The organism is Mesorhizobium sp. M2A.F.Ca.ET.043.02.1.1 (genome assembly GCF_003952405.1).
Lineage (GTDB): Bacteria > Pseudomonadota > Alphaproteobacteria > Rhizobiales > Rhizobiaceae > Mesorhizobium.
Genome location: NZ_CP034445.1, coordinates 5651866 through 5672105, shown reverse-complemented (window position 1 = coordinate 5672105; position 20240 = coordinate 5651866). Strand labels below are relative to the sequence as shown.

Sequence of the window (20240 nt, the reverse complement as noted above, 5' to 3'; positions counted from 1 at the left end):
TCCGTCCGCCCTCGCCTGCCAGCGCCTACTTGGCCGCGTCCACGAACTCGGTCGTGTAGGTCTTGGAAAGGTCGATCTGCTTGCCCTGCAGGCTCTTGGAGAAGGTCGACAGAACCTTGAGCACCGTCTGAGGACCATCGGCCGGCATGCGGCCGTCCGGCGTGAACTGCGCCTTGCCGCCGGCGAGGCCCTGCACATAGAGGTCCTTGTTGCCGGCGTAATAGTCCTTCGGCATCTTGTCGGCGATCTCCTCGGCCGAATGGCCGGCGATGAACTTCATCGTCTTGACGAAGGCGTTGGCAAGCTTCTGCGCCTCGTCCTTGTGCTCCTCAAGCCAGCTCGACTGCACATAGAAGGAGGCCGCCGGATAGTCGCCGCCCAGCGCTTCCTTGGTCTTCTCGGGCGTGCGCATGTCGACCAACACCTTGGCCTCACCGGTCTGAAGCAGCTTGGCGATGGTCGGCTCGGTGGTCATGCCGGCCTGGATCTGGTCCTGCTTGACCGCGGCGATGAAGGTGTTGCCGGCGCCGACCGGAAGCAGCGTGTAGTCGCCCGGCTTCAAGCCGTTGCGGACCGCGAGATACTGTGTGAGGAAATCGGTCGAGGAACCAAGGCCGGTAACGCCGAGCGTCGCGCCCTTGAAGTCAGCCGGCGACTTGATCTCCGGATGCTTGGCCGAGACCAGCTCGACCTCGCCCGGCGCCTGGCTGAACTGCACGATCGACTGGATGTATTTGCCCTTCGACTGCAGGTCGACGGTGTGATCGTAGAAGCCGACGACGCCCTGCACGGCGCCGGCCAGCAATTCGTTCTCGGCCTCGACGCCCGCGCGGGAGTTGACCAGCTCGACATCGAGCCCTTCATCCTTGAAATAGCCGAGCTGCTGGGTGAGCACGGCCGGCAGATAGATCTGCTTCTCCATGCCGCCGACGATGATGGTGATCTTGTCGGCAGCCGAGGCCGCCGATGCGCCAGCGCCAAGCATGGCAAGCGTCAGCGCCACTGAGCGCAGCGCGCGTTTAGAGATGAAACCGGTCACGTAACTTCCTCCACCTAAGCGACGCGCCGCGCCGCATTTCCTCCTGCCGGCCGCTCCCAGGCCCGCTCATGTGGCGAACGCCACGAAACCGTCATGGCATGGCCAAGCTTTCAGCTGGCTTTCAGCCGTTTACAGGGCAATTGCTCAAGTTTCGTATTTGAAACCGGAGTGTTCAACTGCCAGCGCCGGCGCCGCCCCTCATTGCCCTGCCGGGCATTTCTCCCCGTGAACGGGGAGAAATAGGCTGGCCGCAACGCGCGCTCCTTCTCTGCAGGTCGGCGATTGTCGAAATCCTCAGCGCGAGCGTCCTTCTCCCCGTTTTACGGGGAGAAGATGGCGGCAGCCAGATGAGGGGCGGCGCCGGCGCTTGACGGAAAAGTGCAGAACAGACTTCAGGCACTGGGCCGAACTCCTTCGCACCTTACACGCCACCTAAGCCGAGCACATCGCGCACGTCGTATTCGCCGGGCGGCCGCCGGGCAATCCAGAGCGCCGCCGCGATGGCGCCGCGCGCGAACATCGAGCGATCGCCGGCGGCATGCGAAAGCGTGAGCGTCTCGCCTTCGGCAAGGACGCTCACGCTGTGCTCGCCGACGATGCCGCCGCCGCGCAGCACGGCAAAGCCGATCTCGCCGGCACCGCGCGGACCAACGAGGCCGTCGCGGGCGCGCCTGGCCACATCGTCCAGTTCAATGCCACGTCCGCGCGCAGCCGCTTCGCCCAGCATCAGCGCCGTGCCCGACGGCGCGTCGACCTTGAAGCGATGATGCGCTTCGAGGATTTCGATGTCGCAGTCATCATGCCCAAGCGCCCTCGCGGCCTGCTCGACCAGGCCGGTCAGCATATTGAGGCCGAGCGAATAGCTGCCGGAGCGCACGATGGCGATTGTCTTTGCCGCTTCGGCGATTGCGGCCAACTCCGAGGCGGTGAAACCGGTTGAGCCGATCACCAGCGCCGGACCGCTGCGCGCGGCGCAGGCTTTGGCCAGTTCGGCGGACGCCGCGGGCGTGGTGAAGTCGATCACCACGTCGGCAAGCGAAAGCGCCTCGTCGCGCTCGACCAATCCCTCGCCCATGCTGCCCGGCCGATGGAAGCGCGCGACAAGCTCCAGCCGCGGATCGGCGGCGACGGTCTCCGCCATCTGCCGTCCCATGCGGCCGAGCGCACCGGCGATGGCAATTTTCAGCGGTTGCGGCATGGCGATCCTGTCGAAAATCCGAGTCGTGACAATCCTCTAGCACGCCGCCTTGGCAAATTGATTCAAACGACTGCGGGCCGCGACATGCGGGCGATACGAGGGCGAACTATACGCGAATGTGAAGCGCCACACTCATCATCGCTGACGCGACATGCTAATTTAGCGCCTGTGTCCGGCTGCGCCCGGACCAAGTCCGAGGGGGACGCTCATGCTGCGGCCAGTGCACGCCCTGGTTCTTTCCTGCCTCGCCTTGACGCCCATCGCCGGGGCGGCCCTGGGAGCGCAGGCGTCTTCCGAAAAATCCGACGACGCGGCCAAAAAGGCTGCGGACGATGCGGCGAAGAAAGCCGCGCTTGCCGAAGCGATCAGCGTCTGCGACCGTGGCGCTTCCGTGCCGCTCGATCCTGAAGCCAAGGCGCCGCCTGTCCAATATGGCGCGCTCTTTCCGCAAGACTTCGATCTCACCAAGCTCAAAACCCTGGCCGACAAATGCCAGGCGGCGATGCTCGGCGCGCCACAGGAAAAGCGGCTGACGCTTGAATGGCTGCGGGTCCAGGTCGCGCTCAATCAGCCGGGGCTTGCCTTTCTCCTGCCGCAGATCAAGCTCATCGCCGAAGGCGGCAGTCCCGAGGCGAATTATCTGCTCTACGAGGTCTACTCGGTGCATCGGCGCGACGGCGCCGACGCCGGTCCGCTACCTGTCTCGCGCGACATGGCGCTCGAAGCCTTGCAGAAGGCAGGCGCTGCCGGCCATCTCACGGCGCTCGAGACGCTGCTGCGTCAGTATATCGATGGGCCGCTGCTGCGCCGCGATGCGCACAAGGTGGTCGAGACCGCGCAACGCGTCATCGACGCGCCGGCCCAGGGCCAATCGCCCGGCGAATGGGACAGCCAGTTCCGTGCCGCCATGCCGCTGCTGATTGCGCGGACGACGCTGGAGAACGACGGCTTTGCCGCCGAGGAGCAGCACAAGGCTTTTCAGGCCGTTGCTGCGGATACCAAGGCCGGCACTGGCGGGCCCGAAGCGTCGGTGCTCGCTTATATCAAAGCGCTGCGGCTCGGCCGAGGCACACAGCAGGACGCGGCGAAGGCAAGGCAATTGCTGGAAGCGCGCGTCGCCAACGATCAATATGCCATACCGATGCTGGCCGACATGCTGGCCAAGGGCGAAGGCGGGCCAGCCGACGGCAAGCGCGCTATCGCCATGCTGCGTGCCGCCTCCAAAAACGTCGCCGGCGCCGGGCCAATGCTCGCCGGCCTGCTGCTCGACGGCAAATTCGTCGGCCGCCAGCCGCGCGAGGCGATCCGGTTGCTCAATGCCCCGTGGGACCTCGACGCCAGCATCAGGCTGGCGAAGCTGCTTCCCGACTATGACGGCTTTCAGATCGACCATCCGGACCAGCTCGTCGAGCGCCTGAGCGACGCCGCCGAGGCCGGCGAACCAGGTGCTGCGCTGGCGCTGGCGCGGCTGCAGCTGTCGGACGATCAGCGGTTCAAGAACGAGGATGTGGCGCGCGCCATGCTGAAGCCGCTGGCGGACGCGGGCGACCGCGACGCGCTCTGGCTCTACGCCTCGACGCAATATGCCAACCTCGATTCGACCAGCTATCGCCCGTCGCGCCGCGACGACGGCCTGAGCGACGATCAACTGAAGGTCCTGATCGACGAAGGCGAGGCCAAGAAGCAACAGCAGGCCTATCTCCTGCACGCGAATCTTTTGCGCAAGGGCGTGGTCTATCCGCAGGACGACCAGAGGGCGACGACCATGCTGATCAACGCCGCCAATCTCGGCAGCGTCGAAGCGATGGTGCTGCTGGGCGATGCCTATGACGATGGTCTCGGCGTCGACAAGAACCCGCGCGAGCGGCTGCATGCCTGGCGCGAGGCGGCGCGGCTCGGCTCGCTCAAGGCCAAGAGCAAGCTCGCCAACGCCTTCACCTTCGACAGTTTCGACCATCTGATGACGCTGCGCGAAGGCATCACCGATCGCATCGCCCTTTACAATGACGGCATCGGCAGGATGGGCGTCGGTGTGTTCGGCGCCAACGACGCCGGCATTGAGCTGAGCGGCCTCTTTTCCGGACCGGCCTCCAGCGCCGGAAGCGCGGCGATCGCGGGCGCGGTGATGGATGCATTTCGCGAGGCGCCGGCCGGCCTCGACGACCAGAACCTTGTCGGCATCGGCAAGGCGCTGCCCGACGAGGTCCGCGTCGCCATCGAGACGACGCTGAAGAGCGAAGGTTTCTATACGGGCGAGCCGAAGGGCTATTTCGGCCCCGACGCGCGCAAGGCGCTCGCCGCCTGGGTCGATGCGAAGGGTCCGCTTGGCGACCCTCCCCGCCCGCAAACCACGGCGGAGCAGCAGGCCGCGCCGGCTCCCGGCGGTCTCGACGCGGACGTCGTCAACCGCATCCGCGACAAGGTCTTTGCCCAGGCGCAGGCCGCCAAGACCGACAAGCAGAAGCTTGCCGCCATCAAACAGCTCGGCATTCTGGCCCGCTACGGCGACCTGCCCTCGCGCTGGGTACTGGTGCGCAACTACCATCAGGCAAGGGCCATTCGCTCGGTCGTCACGCCGGACGAGATCACCCGCTACGCGCTGGACATCCTGGTGTCGAAGCCCGAGGGCGTCGAGAAGCCGGAATTCGAGTTCATCTTCGACCTGACGCAGATCGCGCAGGACCGGAAATCGAAGGCGGTCGGCGGCGCCACTCTGCAGGCGATCCGCGACGATCCGCGCCTGCAAGACCCGCTGACGCTCGGCGCCATGATGGGCCAGTTCGCCTTCGCGCCGGATGCCTGCGACTCCGTGCTTGCTGCTGCGAAGAAAGCCGGTGTCGACGGCGTCGGCTCGGAGGGATGCGACGAGGACACGCGTACGGCCATCATCGCCTTCGCCAAGGCGAAGGGCGGGTCCGGTGTCGAGGCGGCGGCGCGCAAGGCTGCGGCCGAAGAGATCAAGACGCTGGACGCGCAGGCGGCGAAGTAGCCGAGTTCGTCAGAGCGCCCTGAGCCACACCTTGTTGTCGTGGACGGCGGCGCCGCCATAGGGTGCGGGCGCGTCGGCGCCGGTCAGCACGTTGATGCCCTCGCCGCGCTCATGCGCGCTGTTCGGCCAGATGCCTTCGGCGATGACCACACCGCGCTTCACGCCGTCGAAGAATCTTGCGTGCAGTACAAGGTCGCCGCGCCGGTTGCCGACCTCGACGCGGCCGCCATCCTCGATGCCGAGCGCGGCGGCATCTTCGCGGTGGATGAGCAGTTCGGGTCTGCCTTCCTTTGCCTTGGACACCGGCGTCTCGGCAAAACTCGAATTGAGGAAGTTGCGCGCCGGCGAGGTCGCCAGCCGGAACGGATGCTCCTCATCCGCCACCTCGATCAGCTCGACATGGTCGGGGAATTCCGGCAGCCGATCGACCGGGCCGAACAGACCCATGCTTTTCGGCGGCCGGTTGGGCGCCGACTGCCCTGTCCAGTTTGGCCGGAAGTGGAATTTCCTGTCGGCATGGCCGAAGCCGTTGATGAAATGCGCGTCGTCGAAGTCGGGCTGCAGGTCGACCCACTTCTCAGCCTTCAAGCTGTCGAAGCTGCCGAGCCCGCGCTTGCCGAGGATGATGTCGATATGCTCGCGCTCGGTCAGGCCGAAGCCTGGACGGTCGCCGACGCCCAGCCGCTTGCCGAGCTCTTCATTGACGTAGTGGTTGGTGCGCGGCCCTTCCGGCGGTTCGATCAGCTTGGGGCCGAGCGTGATGTGCTGGTTGCCGCCGCCCTTGTAGAGGTCGTCATGCTCCAAAAACATCGTCGCCGGCAGCACGACGTCGGCGAGCTTGGCCGTATCGGTCATGAACTGCTCGTGCACGCAGGTGAACAGGTCCTCGCGCAGGAAACCCTGCTTCACCAGCCGCTGCTCCGGCGCGACATTGGCCGGATTGGTGTTCTGGATCAGCATCGCCGTCACCGGCGGTCCGCCATAGAGCGCGTCTTCGGCTCCGGTCAGCACCGGGCCGATGCGCGAATGGTCGAGATAGCGGATGTTCGGATCGCGCATCGCGGTGCCTTCGAGCACGTCCTGGTTCAGCTTGAAGATGCCGGAATTGGAATGGAAGGCGCCGCCGCCCTCATATTGCCAGGCGCCGGTGACTGCGGCGATCGAGGAGGCGGCGTGCATGTTGATCGAGCCGTTGCGCTGGCGCGCAAAGCCATAGCCGAGGCGGAAGTACGTCTTCTTGATCGTGCCGACGAGCGTTGCGAAGGCCTCGATCTCGGCGACGCTCAGGCCCGTAATGGCCGCCGCCCATTCGGGCGTGCGGCTGCGAAGGTGATCTTCCAGCCCGCGCGGATCGTCGGTGTATTTTTCGAGATAGGCGCGGTCGGCGAGCCCATCGCGGAACAGCACATGCATGACCGCGCAGGCGAGCGCGCCGTCGGTGCCGGGCTTCAGCACCAGGCCGAGATCGGCCTGCTTCATCGTGGCGTTGTCGTAGATGTCGATGACGACGACCTTCGCGCCGCGCTCCTTCCGCGCTCTCGTCGCATGGGTCATGACGTTGACCTGCGTGACCACCGCATTGGTGCCCCAGATCACCACGCAATCGGCCTTCGCCATCTCGCGCGGATCGGGCCCGCGCAGCGCGCCGGTCCCCATCATCCAGCCGGTCCAGGCGAGATTGGTGCAGATCGAACCGAAGAAGCCCGAGTATTTTTTCGCGTGGCGCAGCCGCTCGATGCCGTCGCGCTGCACCAGCCCCATCGTGCCGGCATAGAAATAGGGCCAGACGGTCTCCGAGCCGTATTTCGCTTCCGCCGCGATGAATTTTTCCGCGACGAGGTCGAGCGCTGCTTCCCAACTCGCTTCCTTCCAGGCGCCCTCGCCCTTGGCGCCCGCGCGCACCAGCGGCTTCAGCAGGCGGTCGGGATGATGTACCCGGTCGGCATAGCGCGCGACCTTGGCGCAGACGACGCCGGCCGTATAGCTGTTCGCCTTGGCGCCATGGACGCGGCCGATGCGGTTGTTGTCGAGCAGCTCGACTTCGAGCGCGCAGGTGGAGGGGCAGTCATGCGGACAGGCCGAATGACCGATCCGGAGCTTGGCGTGCTGGTTCATGCGGGGCTGTGTAGCGGGTTTTCGAAGAGAGGTGTAGGGCCAGATGTGGCTCCTCCTTCTCCACTTGTGGGAGAAGGTGGATCGGCGCGATAGCGCCGAGACGGATGAGGGGTGTTCCAGCGGAGTGAAACGCTGGCTTTCCCTGGAGCACCCCTCATCCGTCGCCTTCGGCGACACCTTCTCCCACAAGGAGGGCTTTGCACGGAACTGAGTTGGTGATTCCGTATGTCCGGCATGAAGGGGAGATGATTCGGATGGTCGATCGCGTGCTTGGACAACTGAGCCTTGCGGATGGGCTGGTGTGGTCGGATGTGACGGAGCTTGACCAGATCTCGCGAGTGATCGACTGGGTGCCGATCAAGGCGCTTCTTGGTCAGCGCAGCGGACCAGGACGGGGCAATATTAGCTATCCGGCCGAGGCCTTGCTGCGCTGTCTGCTGCTTGGCGTGTGGAACAATCTCAGCGATCCTTCGCTGGAGGCACAACTGCGCGACCGGCTGTCGTTCCGCCGCTTTGCCGGTTTCAGCCTGTCGGACCCCACGCCGGACCATTCGACGTTGTGGCGTTTCCGCGAGGAGCTGAAGTGCGATGGGCTGATCGACCGGGTGTTTTATGAGATCACGCGGCAGCTTGAGCAGAAGGGGCTGATCGTCAAGCGCGGCACGTTGATTGATGCCTCCTTCATGCAGGCCGCCGCGCGCCCGCCGGCGAAGCCGGAGGCGACGGCGCGGCCATCGGTTGATGGCGAGGCACGTTGGGGACGCAAGGGCAACAAGACCGTGTTCGGCTATAAGGTGCACAACGGCGTCGACGATGCTCATACGCTGATCCGGCGCATGGACTTCACGGATGCATCGGTCACCGATACCGAGCCGGCCGACGGCCTGATCATCGGGGACGAGAAGGCGGCCTATGGCGACCAAGCCTACTACACCCATGCCCGCCATGCCCGGCTGAAGCAGGCCGGCATCAAGGACCGGCTGATGCACAGAGCCAACAAGCACCATCCGCTGACGCCGCGTCAGAAGCAGCGCAACCGGCTGATCTCGAAGGTGCGGGCGGCAGTGGAGCGGCCGTTTGCAGTGTTCAAGCAGCGCTACGGCATGCGGCGACTGCGCTTCTTCAACCTTGCGACCAACCGGACGCAGTGCATGCTTGCCGGCTGCGGCTACAATCTGCAAAGAGCGGCCGCAGTCCTCTTCCCAAAGAGGAAGCCGGCATGAGGCGCAGTCCGCCCAAAATCCACTGCCATGGCGGCCTGAGGCCCCAAGAGCGAGGCAAAATAACCCGCCAAAGCGGCCAGAGCGCCTTTCAAAAAACGCCCATCCGCCTCGTGCGCTAAATATCGACTCCCATGCAAAACCCTCACAGGGGGAGAAGGGGGAGCTACTCCGCTATCCCTTCCTCATATTCCGCCGACATCGTCAGCCACTTGTCCTCGTTGAGCGCCAGCGTGTGCGCCAGTTGCGAACGTTCCTTGGCGAGCCGCGTCGCGGTGGACGGATCCTTTTCGTAGATCGCCGGGTTGGCCAGCTCGTCCTCGATGAGGTCGATGCGCTTGCGGATGCGGTCCATCAGCGCCTCGGTGGCGCGGATCTCCTTGGCCAGCGGTTCAAGTGCCGCGCGGCGCTGCGCGGCTTCGCGGCGGCGGTCGGCCTTGGAGGCCTTGTCGGCTTCCTTCTGCTCGCGCCGGTTGGAGGAGACACCGGTGACGAGCGTCTTGTAATCCTCCAGATCGCCGTCATAGGGATTGACCGCGCCGTCCTTGACCAGCCACAGCCGGTCGGCCGTGGCTTCGAGCAGATGCCTGTCGTGCGAGATCAGGATCACGGCGCCCGGGAAATCGTTCAGCGCGTGGATCAACGATTCACGGCTGTCGATATCGAGATGGTTGGTCGGCTCGTCGAGGATGAAGAGGTTCGGTCCCTCGAAGGCCGATAGCCCCATCAAGAGCCGCGCCTTCTCGCCGCCGGACAAATCCTTGGCGCACGTGTTCATCTTCTCGGTCGACAGGCCGAACTGGGCGACTCGGGCGCGCACCTTGGCTTCCGGCGCGTCCGGCATCAGCCGGCGCACATGCTCATAGGCGCTTTCCTCCGGGCGCAGATCGTCGAGCTGGTGCTGGGCGAAGATCGCCACCTTCAGGCCCGGCGCGATGGTCATCGAGCCGGTCTCGGCCTTCAGCCGGCCGGCGAGCAGTTTGGCGAAGGTCGACTTGCCATTGCCGTTGGCGCCGAGCAGCGCGATGCGGTCGTCGGCATCGATGCGCAGCGTCATCTTCTTCAGGATCGGATCGCCTTCGGTATAGCCGACATTGACGCCGTTGAGCGCCACGATCGGCGAGGCCACCGTCTTCACCGGCTCGGGGAAGGAGAACGGCCGCACAGTGTCGTTCACCACCGCGGCGATCGGCTTCAGCTTCTCCAGCGCCTTCAGGCGCGACTGCGCCTGCCTCGCCTTAGAAGCCTTGGCGCGAAAACGCTCGACGAAGGATTCCATATGCTTGCGCTGCGCTTCCTGCTTGACGCGGCTCTTCTCCTGCAACTCGCGCTGCTCGGTCAGCTGGCGCTCGAACTGGTCGTAACCGCCGCGCCAAAAGGTGAGCTTCTTCTGATCGAGGTGGACGATCGAGTTGACGGCGCGGTTGAGCAGGTCGCGATCATGCGAGATCAGCAACACCGTGTGCGGGTATTTGGAGACGTAGTTTTCCAGCCACAGCGTGCCTTCGAGATCGAGATAGTTGGTCGGCTCGTCGAGCAGCAGAAGATCGGGCTCGGAGAAAAGCACGGCGGCCAGCGCCACGCGCATGCGCCAGCCGCCGGAGAAGGACGAAGCCGGCCGCCGCTGGGCGGCATCGTCGAAGCCGAGGCCGGCCAGGATCGTGGCGGCGCGGGATTCGGCCGAATGCGCGTCGATGTCGGCCAGCCGGGTGTGGATCTCGGCGATGCGGTGCGGATCTGTCGCGGTCTTCTCTTCCTCGAGCAAAGCCTGGCGCTCGACATCGGCTTTCAGCACGATCTCGATCAGCGGTTCCTCAGTGGCAGGCGCCTCCTGCGCCACCTGGCCGATGCGGGTGTTCTTCGGCAGGCTGATCGAGCCTGTCTCCGACGGGAAATCGCCGGTTATCGCCTTGAACAGCGTGGTCTTGCCGGTGCCGTTGCGGCCGACAAGGCCGGCCTTGGTGCCGGCCGGCAGGGTCAATGAGGCATGATCGAGAAGCAGCCGCCCCGCCATGCGCAGCGTAAGGTCGTTGATGATAAGCATAGCGGGCTTTTGCACGGGAGATCGGCGCTTCGCAAGAGCCAGCGCCCGGACGAGGCCTGCCGCGCTCCGCGAGCGTTCAACAAAAAGCCCGATGGACTGGAACCAGTCGCCGGCCAAAGCGTTGGGAAGCCCGTGATCCGCTATCTCGCCCTCGCCTTCATCTTCTTCCAGGTCGCCACGACAACCGCGCTGGCGACGCAGGTGGTTCTGTTCGAGAGCGAGACCGCTCCGATTGCTCTTCCAGTTGAATCGACAAGCGGGGCACCGACACAGCCAATCTCCCCCGTGGTGAGGCGCGCGACGGAACACCTGCTGATCCAGATCGAAAGCGGGAACTCCGGCCGTCGCCCCTTGAATGACTGAGAGGCTGGCTGGGCAGCGCCCACCGCCGCGCCGGGCATCTCCACACAAGCAGTGAAATCGTTCACTCCCGGCTTTCGCCCGCCGGTCATACATTGCTTGCCACGTCACAGATTTGGCGTTGATCGCCGCTATTGCCTCAACCTATGCTGGCACAGGCGCCGGGGCCGTTTCAAACAGAGGGCAGACGATATGTCGGGCAAGACCTCGCTCCTTTCGGCCTCGCTGGCGGCCACGATTTTCGCGATCGCGGCCGGCCTGTTTCTCACCATGCCCGCCGCCCGCGCGGCAGCCGTCGACTGCGCGGCGGCGAAGACGCAGGCCGACCTTGCCACCTGCACGACCGCGAATGCCGCTTCGGCCGACGCAGGGCTCAACGCTGTCTACAAGGCGCTGGCGGCACGTCTCGCTCCCGCCGACCTGAAGCGCCTGCGTGACGCGCAGCGCGCCTGGATCCCCTTCCGCGACAAGGAATGCGCCTTCCGCACCCAGCCCTATGCCGATGGCTCGGTCTATTCGAGCCTGGTCGGGGTTTGCAAGGCGGAGTTGACCAAGGCGCGACTGGCGCAGTTGCAGCACCAGTTGCAATGCCCGGAGGGCGATCTCTCCTGCGTGCCGCAAAGCAGCGGCAATGCCGCGCCTGCGAAGGCCGCGCCTGCGACGGCCAAGGCCGCGCCTGCGAAACCTGCCCCTAGCCAGAACGACACGCGGCCATGCGTGCAATCCGCCGGCAAGGCGAAGTCGGACCAATATGTCTCGCAATGCGTCCAGGTTTCGCCGGCGACCAACCCGCCCTGCAATGGCCAGAACGCATGCAGCATGATGATCGACGAGATCAAGCGCGGCTGCGCCATGATCGGCAACGACAATCCGCCGGCCTTCTGTTCCGCGTATAAGGGGTGAGAGAAGCGCCCGCCCTGCCGGGCTGCCGCTCGGCACCGGCTTTCCCGGCGGGGAAATCAGCCAGGCCAAGCGGACGAACCACAAGTTCAGCTTCGGCTTATATTTAAGCGTTGCGCGGCGTTACCATGAAGAAAGGGCCAGAATCTGCGGGGCCGGCCGTTGTGCTTGTCGAAAATCGATTTCAGTTTTCCTTGCGAACTGCAAATCTGTGAGCGCGCCGTGAGTCGTGCGTGAGCGCCAATGAAGAACTTGGCCCCAACAATAACTCGGCCCCAACAATAACTCGGCTATGTCAGGAGCTCACGATGGGCGAAGCGGTCAACGATCTGCGAACGCTGAAATATGTGGCGGAAATCGCGCGCAGGCTGGCGAAGATGCTCTCGCGCACGCGCTACCAGATGCTCGTCTATCTTCTTGAAATGACCGCCGTCGAAGCGGACAGCCTCACCGCCGAGCGGGACCCCGACCGCCACGACGAGAGCAAGCCGCCCCGTAACTGATGCCGGGTGTTCGGCGCGTTTACGGAAACCAGTCACGCGGCGACGCAACATGCCGAGAGCGGTCCGAGGGCCGCGCCATGACGATGGCGCGGCGTCACTCATTGCCTCAGGCAGCAGCTAAAGCGCGTCGCATGTCTTGATCCCGAAACCGGTTCCCACTTTCGGGAGACATGCTTTAGGTCCGGCCTCAGGCCTTGCCCTTGCGCTTGCCTTTGCCCGCGTCACCGCCGGCCGGCTTGCGGCCGAGGCCGGAAGATTTGGCCAGCGCCGAGCGGGTCGCCGAATAGCTGGGCGCCACCATCGGATAATCGGCAGGCAGGCCCCATTTGGCGCGGTATTCGTCCGGCGTCAGGTTGTGATCGGTCGCAAGGTGGCGTTTCAACGACTTGAACTTCTTTCCGTCTTCCAGGCAGACGATGTGATCCGGGAAGACGGAACGCTTCGGGTTTACGGCGGGCGTCAGCGCCACCGCCTCCTTGACGACACTGCCGCCGGCGAGCTTGCGCACCGACGCGCTGACGCTGGCGATCAGATCAGGCAGGCCGGAAGCAGGGAGCGGATTGTTGCCGACATAGGCGGAGACAATGTCGGCGGTCAGTTCAATTGCGGTCTTATCGTCGATGTTGGACAATTTTTTCACCTTCTGCCGGCCCTCAAATCGCCAGCTCGTTTTTAAGACTTTTGTCGGTGTATCGAATTGGACCTGTCCCCCAACGGACCGTCCAGAGTCAGTAAAGCTACGCGACTCAATACCGGGTTATGTTTCTACGCGAGCTGCGAAGGCGCAAGTTAGGATTTCTAATAGCTATAACAGATGCTTTATAGAACCGACGGTCCGGCAGGATACGTAGAACCTCCGGTTGCACTGGGTCGGCCAAGGAAGTTGCTGAAAAATCGAAGTTCAGGCCAAGTCCGGCCACGGCAATGACAATCCGCCGGCTGGATGTGGGCCTTTCGCGATTCGCCGGCGCCAGGGCAAATCGCTCATTTGACGGCGACGCCGCGCCTGACATCCGCCGAAGGGCTGTCCGACAGGATTTCCAGCACGCGTTTCCAGCGCGCGCAGCGGCCAAAGTCCTTTTGCTCAATAGCCTTTTCCGCCTTCATGGCCGCATAGAGCGGCGCTTCCGCGCCAAATTCCCTGACCAGCCAGTGCGCCTCCTGTCTGGCGCGGCGTTCGTCCTCGTCAACGGGCATTCTGGACATTGTGCGTGGTCTCCGTACCTTCGATGCCGACCGCGAGGCAGCTGCCAATGACGAGGACGGCGCCGGCAACAGCCGTCATCGACAGGCTTTCGCCCGACAGGGTCAGCAGAAACGTGGAAGCGATTGGCGTCAGATAGGCGACGACCGCAATCCTGCCGCCGTGATCGAGCTTGGCCGCGCGCGACCAGAAATAGTAGCCGAGCCCCATCGGGCCGGCGCCGAGATAGAGGCCTAGCAGGAGATGCCCACCGGTCAGGCGTCCGGCGCCGTCATGCAGGCACCAGGCAAAGGTGAGCGCGACGCCGATCAGCGCCGAGGGCAAAAGCAGACGTTCCGGCGGCACGCCAAGGCGGCCGACGGTAAGCGAGTAGAAGGCCATGCAGAGCGCCGAGCCGAAAGCGGCGAGATAACCGACAACGCTGCCGCCTTCGAACCAGGTCTGCGCGCGCCCTCCGGAAATGACCAGCGCCACGCCGGCGAAGCCGACAGCCGCGGCCAGGCCAAGCAACAGTGGACGGCGCGGCCGGCCCAGCAGAATAGCGGCCGCGGCGGTCATCAGCGGCCAAGTATAGGCGACGAGGTTCGCCTCGATGACCGGCATCGAGGCGAAGCCGATATATTGCAACACCATGGTGCCGACCAGCCCCAGGAAGCCGACGGCATAGGCGGCAAGCGAGACTCTTTCTTTCTCCCCTTGTGGGAGAAGGTGGATCGGCGCGGAGCGCCGAGACGGATGAGGGGTGTTGGAAGAAACTCCAGCGTCGGCGATCCGTCCAGCACCCCTCATCCGACCTCGCTTCGCGAGGCCACCTTCTCCCACAAGGGGAGAAGGGAAAAGTCGGATCAGCGCAAACACGACGGCCGCCCCGCAAAATTGGAGGAACTGCACTTGCGATACCGGATAGAGGGCAAGCAGCGTCTTGCCGACCAGGGCGTTGGTCGCCCACAGCGCCACGGCGCCGAGGGCGAAGGCCAGCGCCGCCGCCGGGGCGGCGCTGGGATGGTCTCGACAGTCCGCCACGGCCGGGCCGAGGCTCAGCGACGCTGGGCGCGGCTGGCGCTCGACCGGATCGTTGGTCACTACCAAGACTCCCTTGCTCCGCCGGAAACCGGCTCCGCGGCGGGCTGCGGCATGGGATGCTCCTCGGCATGGCGGCGATAGGCGGGCAGCTGGTTGGTCCAGACATCCTCGGCCAGCTCGTTCACCCAGGCACGGTCATGGTCATTGTCGGCGGCGAGGTAAAACATTCGGTTATCGTCGACATACGGCTTGGTCGCCGAGCGCTGGTTGAGCACCAGCGTGACGCGCTCGCCGAGCTGGATCGGCGCGGTGCGGTGGAGCACGCCCAGGAACTGGCCGAGCGTGGCGTAGTTCATCTTGTGGTCGATGCGCATGACCTTGTTGCGCGGCAGGTCGCGGCCGGATTCCAGGATCGAGCGGCCGGTCTCGGAATCGTCGCAATAGATCTCAAGATGACCGCCGATGAGAGGGTCGCTGATCGACAGCGGGATCAGCTCCGTCACCGGGACGCCGTCGCAATGCCATTCGACGGCGCCGTCCCTCGGGTTCATGAAGGTGACGGTCGAACCGACGATCGACAGTGGATAGGGTTCGAGCTTGGTGCCCATCATGTCGGACAGCCTTTCCAAGCGCAGCTTGTCGTGTAAAAGCTCCTTGATCTCGGGAATATAGCGGTCCGCGCCGGTGATAAAGGTGAGGTCGAGATGTTTGTGAACGGCATGGCTGGCCTTCAGCTTCAGGGCGGCTTCCTCGATCGCGGCAAGCAGAGCCGGGTCGTAACCGTGACGATACTGGGCGACGCCGAAGCCCGACACTTTCCAGGCCGTCTCATGACCAATGATGGCCTCGCGGCTCATTGCACAGCGCAGTTCGGGAATTGTATGGGCGTTCATTGTACTTTCTCCAAGATGGGGGCAACACTTGGTTAACAGTCATTTAAACGCCTACCCCTGTAAATTTAGGAATGCTGGTGGTAGCGTAAGCCCAGCTTAAGGTCGAAACCCCGTGCGTCTGCTCAGTCAGGTCAACCTCAACTCGCTGAAAATCGTGGAAAGCGCCGCGAGGCACAGGAATTTCACACGCGCCGGCGAAGAGCAGTTTATCACCGCTTCCGCCGTCAGCCAGCGCGTGAAGAGCCTGGAGGACCAGCTGCGCTTCAAGATCTTCGAGCGCGGCGGCAACGCGGTGTCGCTGACGCCGGAGGGCGAGACCTATGTGGCGCGCGTGCGCGAGGCGCTGGAACGGATCGTGGCGGCCAGCATGGAGGCCACCGGCCAGTCGCAGGCGCATGTGCTGCGGATCTGCGTGCTGCCGACCTTCGCGGCGCGCTGGCTGTTTCCCAGGCTGATGACCTTCCAGCAGCAATATCCCGACATCGAGATGCGGGTGTCGACATCCTACGCCACGCATGAATTCGCGACCTCGGAATATGATCTCGAGATCCGCTACGGCGACGGCAATTTCCCCGGCCTCACCTCGGAACTGCTGTTCAAGGAAGACCTGACGCCGGTGTGCAGCCGCAAGCTGTTTCACGACGTGCTGGGCGACAAGCCGCTGTCGAAGGTGGTGCCGGAGGACCTGCGCTACTTCACGCTGCTGCATTCGGACACCTGCACGCAGAACTGGCAGTCGTGGCTGGGCTTCGCCGGCGCGAGCTTCGTGCTTGGCGAGACGAGAAGCGTCTATTTCGACAGCTGCATGATGTCCTACGAAGCGGCCAATGCCGGCATGGGCTTCGCCGTCGCCAACCGCGCCTACATGGCAAGCGACATCCGTGCCGAAAGGCTGGTAGCCCCCTTCGCGGTCCACCATCCCAACACGGCGGGCTGGTACTTCGTCAGCCCCATCAAGGCGCTCGGCGCCCGCAAGGTGGAACTGTTCAAGCAATGGATCCTGGCCGAAGCGGCGCTGACGCAGCGCCAACTCGACATGGAGATCACCGGCGGACAGCCGGCACGCGCGGCGGTGGCCTAAGCAGCGCCGCTCGCGCAGCGTCAGGATTTTCCGGGTGTTTCCACTGACTGTAGCCGGCTAGCGCGATCGCACCATGACGCAAGGCCGAGACTCAGCTATGTTGGATTGCGCGGCGGGCCTGATTTTCCCGCTTGGCCGGCGCTATCCAGCTTCCTCCCAAGCAGCGCCGGCCTTCTTCCAGCCCGACGATAACTTGACCTTTAGGGCCGACGATAACCCGACTCGCCCTGCCCTATTGCTTCGGAGGCGTGCCCGGCTGGTCGCCGCCCGTGGTCGATTTCGGCACCGGGTTCTTGTCGACCTGAGGGTTCTGGTTGACTTCGTCGCCCGGCGCCTTGGTGGGTTGCACACTGTTGTCGCAGGCGGCGAGCACGAGCCCTGCCGCAAGAGCCAGCAGCACAGGAAGCTTCATCATGACGACCTCCTCTCGTTCGCCCCTTTCATAAAGGGCAAACGAGGCGATGGCGGTTTGGTTGCGCGTGAGGCGGAACCAACCGGTCCGCGTCCGGTTGAAAGCCAATCAACCGCATGAGGAGACGATGATGATCCGCCTGCTGCTTACCGGCCTTTTCGCCTACACCGCCTATCGCGTCGCCGTGAGGATCATCAACGAGGTGCCTGGCGATGTCGCGCCGCTGGACATGCCGGGCGATGAGAGGCGCAAGTTGCGGCGCCAGTCGGCGGCAATGGGGGTGGAGCCGAAGCGGTAGCGCCCTTGCTCGGCCCACCTTCTTCTACGCCATGCACACATCGTCTGTGACGGCGTGACTGATCGACCTGAGGTTTGATTGCCACGTGGTTCCCCCAATCCGTCGCTGCTTCGCAGCGCCACCTTCCCCCTCCGGAGGGAAAGGAAGGGAGCGTTGCTGGAAGCTCGGCGCTTTTCCTCTACCCCGTCGATCGGGGGAGAGGTGGCTCGGCGAAGCCGAGACGGAGTGGGGGTCGACCAGCGCTCCATAGAGAATGTATGCGCCCACCCACCACCGGCTCAGCCTCCTCTCCGGCCGCTGCGGTCCCCTCCCGGCTCTCCCGCAACGCGAGGAAATTATTGCGAACAAAGCGGAAACGATGCTTGATGGGCGATGAACATCGCCGCTCGTGATTCGTCCTTCGAGACGCCCGCTTATCTTGCCCGGCTGAATGATGAGCAGCGGCTGGCGGTGGTGCATGGCGACGGCAAGGTGGCGGCGCCGCTGCTGGTGATCGCGGGCGCCGGCTCCGGCAAGACCAACACGCTGGCGCATCGCGTCGCCCATCTCATCGTCAAGGGCGCCGATCCGCGCCGCATCCTGCTGATGACCTTCTCCCGTCGTGCCGCGGCCGAGATGGCCAAGCGGGTCGAGCGCATTGCCGGCGAGGTGCTGGGGCGCGACGCGGCGATCATCGGCGACGCGCTGGCCTGGGCCGGCACTTTCCACGGCATCGGCGCCAGGCTGCTGCGCGACTATGCCGAGCAGATCGGCCTCGACCCGGCCTTCACCATCCATGACCGCGAGGATTCGGCCGACCTGATGAACCTTGCACGGCATGAGCTGGGATTCTCGAAAACCGAAAGCCGCTTTCCGACCAAAGGCACCTGCCTGCAGATCTATTCGCGGGCGGTGAACGCGCAGGCGCCACTGGACGAGGTGCTCGGCTCCGCCTTCCCCTGGTGCGCGGCATGGGCGGAGCAACTGAAGGAGCTTTTCGCGGCCTATGTCGAGGCCAAGCAGGCGCAGAACGTGCTCGATTACGACGACCTGCTGCTCTACTGGGCGCAGATGGCGGCCGAGCCGGAAATCGCCGCTCATCTCGGTTCCCGCTTCGACCACGTGCTGGTCGACGAGTACCAGGACACCAACCGGCTGCAGGCTTCGATCCTCCTGGCGCTGAAACCGGACGGCGCCGGCCTGACGGTGGTGGGCGATGACGCGCAGTCGATCTATTCCTTCCGCGCCGCGGAAGTGCGCAACATCCTCGATTTCCCGAAACAATTCGCGAAGCCCGCCGAGATCGTCATGCTGGAGCGCAACTACCGCTCGACCGAGACGATCCTGGCAGCCGCCAACAGGGTGATCGGCGAGGCCAGCGAACGCTTCACCAAGAATCTGTGGACCGAGCGCCGTTCCTCGCACAGGCCGCAGCTGGTCAGCGTACGCGACGAGGCCGAGCAGGCGAATTATGTCTGCCAGGCGATCCTGGCCGAACGCGAGGCCGGCACGGCGCTGAAGGCGCAGGCGGTGCTGTTTCGCACCTCGAGCCACAGCGGGCCGCTGGAGGTGGAGCTGACGCGTCGCAACATCCCCTTCGTCAAGTTCGGCGGCTTGAAATTCCTCGACGCCGCGCATGTCAAGGACATGCTGGCGATGCTGCGCTTCGCCGAGAACCCACGCGACCGCGTCGCCGGTTTCCGCGTGCTGCAGCTGATGCCGGGCATCGGGCCGTCCGCCGCCTCGCAGATCGTGGATGCCATGGCGACGTCGCTCGACGAGACGCTCGGCCTTGCCCGCTTCCGGCCGCCGCAGCGCGCCGCGCAGGATTGGCCGGTGTTCCTCGACATCTATAGCGGCCTACGCGCCGGCGCCAAATGGCCGGCCGACCTCGAACGGATCAGGCTCTGGTACGAACCGCATATGGAGCGCATCCATGAGGATGCGATCACGCGCCGGGCCGATCTCATCCAGCTCGAGCAGATCGCCTCGACCTATCCGTCGCGCGAACGCTTCCTGACCGAGCTGACGCTCGATCCGCCCGACGCCACCAGCGACCAGGCCGGGGCGCCGCATCGCGACGAGGATTACCTCATCCTGTCGACCATCCATTCGGCCAAGGGCCAGGAATGGAAGAACGTCTTCGTGCTGAACACGGTCGATGGCTGCATCCCGGCCGATCTCGGGGTCGGCACCAAGGAGGACATCGAGGAGGAACGCCGGCTGCTCTATGTGGCGATGACCAGGGCCAAGGACAGTTTGCATCTGGTGGTGCCGCAGCGCTTTTATCCGCACAACCAGGCTGCGCGCGGCGACCGCCATGTCTATGCCTCGCGCACCCGCTTCATCCCGGCCTCGATGCTTCCGGCCTTCGAGCAGTCGTCCTGGGCGAGTGCGGCGCTCAAGGACGACCCGCGCCAGCGGCCAGGCGTCAAGGTCGACCTTGGCGCCCGCATGCGCGGCATGTGGAAATAGGCCGCCTGCCCCCTCCTGCCGATTCACGCGACGGATCAGGTCCAAGACGGAAAAATCGGCGTGCGCGGAACCTCACGCCGCAAGCCGCGTTGTGTGGCGTCCCTTCCCAGACCGGAGGCCCGCCGCCTCCGCAGCCAACAGACGAGGTCTCAATGTACGACAGGATGTTCTTCACCCCGGTCGCCCTCAGCGTCGGCGCCGGCCATAAGCGCATGATCGCCTCGCTGTCCGCCATGCATGAATTCCTGACCGAGTTTCCGCCATCGCGGCGGCGGCTGAGCTACGGCGCCGCGGTAAAGGCCTGCGAGGCGGCACGGGCCCGAGAAATCTCGGCCGAGGCCGCGCGCGATGCGCTGATCACCTTCGCGGTGACCGCCGGCATCCTGTGGCCGTCGGACCAGCCGATCGTTTCGGTGAAGCCGGTCGCGCGCGGCTATGGCGGTTTTGCCGCCTGATTTACGGCGATCTTCTCAGGCCCACCGCCTATGAACTGCCCCCGGCTCAGTT

18 protein-coding genes are annotated in these 20240 nt (G+C 64.7%); 9 read left to right on the top strand and 9 right to left on the bottom strand.

Annotation, left to right across the window (positions count from 1 at the left end):
• Positions 1 to 25: 25 nt before the first annotated feature.
• Positions 26 to 985: an ABC transporter substrate-binding protein gene (locus tag EJ068_RS26930; protein WP_245463494.1), complete on the bottom strand. Its 960-nt coding sequence runs from the start codon at positions 983 to 985 to the stop codon at positions 26 to 28.
• Positions 986 to 1460: 475 nt separating this feature from the next.
• The gene (gene dapB, locus EJ068_RS26925) at positions 1461 to 2237 is read right to left on the bottom strand and encodes a 4-hydroxy-tetrahydrodipicolinate reductase (RefSeq protein ID WP_127252835.1); all 777 of its coding nucleotides are present in this window, start codon (positions 2235 to 2237) and stop codon (positions 1461 to 1463) included.
• A gap of 208 nt (positions 2238 to 2445) precedes the next feature.
• Between dapB and EJ068_RS26920 the strand changes: the two genes are divergently transcribed.
• Positions 2446 to 5226 (top strand): sel1 repeat family protein, encoded by a 2781-nt coding sequence (locus EJ068_RS26920; RefSeq protein ID WP_127252836.1) that lies wholly within the window; start codon positions 2446 to 2448, stop codon positions 5224 to 5226.
• 9 nt (positions 5227 to 5235) lie between these two features.
• Here the strand turns inward: EJ068_RS26920 and EJ068_RS26915 are convergent, their stop codons facing one another.
• Positions 5236 to 7341 carry a molybdopterin oxidoreductase family protein gene (locus EJ068_RS26915; protein ID WP_128315682.1) on the bottom strand — a complete coding sequence of 702 codons (2106 nt, stop codon included), beginning with the start codon at positions 7339 to 7341 and terminating at the stop codon, positions 5236 to 5238.
• Positions 7342 to 7595: 254 nt separating this feature from the next.
• On the opposite strand from EJ068_RS26915, the gene EJ068_RS26910 reads away from it, so the two are divergent.
• Complete coding sequence (locus EJ068_RS26910; protein WP_189512497.1) at positions 7596 to 8564, top strand: IS5 family transposase; 969 nt, start codon at positions 7596 to 7598, stop codon at positions 8562 to 8564.
• Between the two features lie 163 nt (positions 8565 to 8727).
• Here the strand turns inward: EJ068_RS26910 and EJ068_RS26905 are convergent, their stop codons facing one another.
• Positions 8728 to 10605: an ABC-F family ATP-binding cassette domain-containing protein gene (locus EJ068_RS26905; protein ID WP_127251445.1), complete on the bottom strand. Its 1878-nt coding sequence runs from the start codon at positions 10603 to 10605 to the stop codon at positions 8728 to 8730.
• 132 nt (positions 10606 to 10737) lie between these two features.
• Between EJ068_RS26905 and EJ068_RS26900 the strand changes: the two genes are divergently transcribed.
• The 3 genes from EJ068_RS26900 to EJ068_RS26890 all read left to right on the top strand — a co-directional run bounded on the left by EJ068_RS26900 (position 10738) and on the right by EJ068_RS26890 (position 12368).
• Positions 10738 to 10968, top strand: coding sequence for a hypothetical protein (locus EJ068_RS26900; RefSeq protein WP_126078184.1), 231 nt, complete (start codon positions 10738 to 10740; stop codon positions 10966 to 10968).
• 189 nt (positions 10969 to 11157) lie between these two features.
• The gene (locus tag EJ068_RS26895; RefSeq protein ID WP_127251446.1) at positions 11158 to 11868 is read left to right on the top strand and encodes a lysozyme inhibitor LprI family protein; all 711 of its coding nucleotides are present in this window, start codon (positions 11158 to 11160) and stop codon (positions 11866 to 11868) included.
• A 305-nt stretch (positions 11869 to 12173) separates the two neighbouring features.
• Entirely contained in the window at positions 12174 to 12368 is a 195-nt protein-coding gene (locus EJ068_RS26890) for a hypothetical protein (RefSeq protein ID WP_127251447.1), read from the top strand.
• 187 nt (positions 12369 to 12555) lie between these two features.
• On the opposite strand, the gene EJ068_RS26885 is transcribed toward EJ068_RS26890, so the two are convergent.
• The 4 genes from EJ068_RS26885 to EJ068_RS32800 form a co-directional block, all read right to left on the bottom strand.
• Positions 12556 to 12999, bottom strand: coding sequence for a MucR family transcriptional regulator (locus EJ068_RS26885; protein ID WP_042638138.1), 444 nt, complete (start codon positions 12997 to 12999; stop codon positions 12556 to 12558).
• Between the two features lie 353 nt (positions 13000 to 13352).
• Complete coding sequence (locus EJ068_RS26880; protein WP_245463237.1) at positions 13353 to 13574, bottom strand: hypothetical protein; 222 nt, start codon at positions 13572 to 13574, stop codon at positions 13353 to 13355.
• Positions 13555 to 14613 carry a DMT family transporter gene (locus tag EJ068_RS26875; RefSeq protein WP_245463493.1) on the bottom strand — a complete coding sequence of 353 codons (1059 nt, stop codon included), beginning with the start codon at positions 14611 to 14613 and terminating at the stop codon, positions 13555 to 13557. The genes EJ068_RS26880 and EJ068_RS26875 overlap by 20 nt, the downstream gene beginning before the upstream one ends.
• A 41-nt stretch (positions 14614 to 14654) precedes the next feature.
• Complete coding sequence (locus EJ068_RS32800; protein ID WP_189342024.1) at positions 14655 to 15488, bottom strand: hypothetical protein; 834 nt, start codon at positions 15486 to 15488, stop codon at positions 14655 to 14657.
• Between the two features lie 112 nt (positions 15489 to 15600).
• Here EJ068_RS32800 and EJ068_RS26855 point away from each other — a divergent pair, with 112 nt between their 5' ends.
• Positions 15601 to 16569 (top strand): LysR substrate-binding domain-containing protein, encoded by a 969-nt coding sequence (locus tag EJ068_RS26855; protein ID WP_127251448.1) that lies wholly within the window; start codon positions 15601 to 15603, stop codon positions 16567 to 16569.
• A 232-nt stretch (positions 16570 to 16801) separates the two neighbouring features.
• Here the strand turns inward: EJ068_RS26855 and EJ068_RS26850 are convergent, their stop codons facing one another.
• A complete protein-coding gene (locus EJ068_RS26850; protein ID WP_095816012.1) occupies positions 16802 to 16984 on the bottom strand; it encodes a hypothetical protein in 183 nt (60 codons plus the stop codon).
• Between the two features lie 124 nt (positions 16985 to 17108).
• Between EJ068_RS26850 and EJ068_RS32795 the strand changes: the two genes are divergently transcribed.
• From EJ068_RS32795 to EJ068_RS26840, 3 genes are all read left to right on the top strand, one after another.
• Entirely contained in the window at positions 17109 to 17279 is a 171-nt protein-coding gene (locus tag EJ068_RS32795; protein WP_189342025.1) for a hypothetical protein, read from the top strand.
• A 372-nt stretch (positions 17280 to 17651) separates the two neighbouring features.
• Entirely contained in the window at positions 17652 to 19733 is a 2082-nt protein-coding gene (locus EJ068_RS26845; protein ID WP_127251449.1) for an ATP-dependent helicase, read from the top strand.
• Between the two features lie 152 nt (positions 19734 to 19885).
• A complete protein-coding gene (locus EJ068_RS26840) occupies positions 19886 to 20188 on the top strand; it encodes a DUF982 domain-containing protein (RefSeq protein WP_126078190.1) in 303 nt (100 codons plus the stop codon).
• Positions 20189 to 20240: the final 52 nt, after the last annotated feature.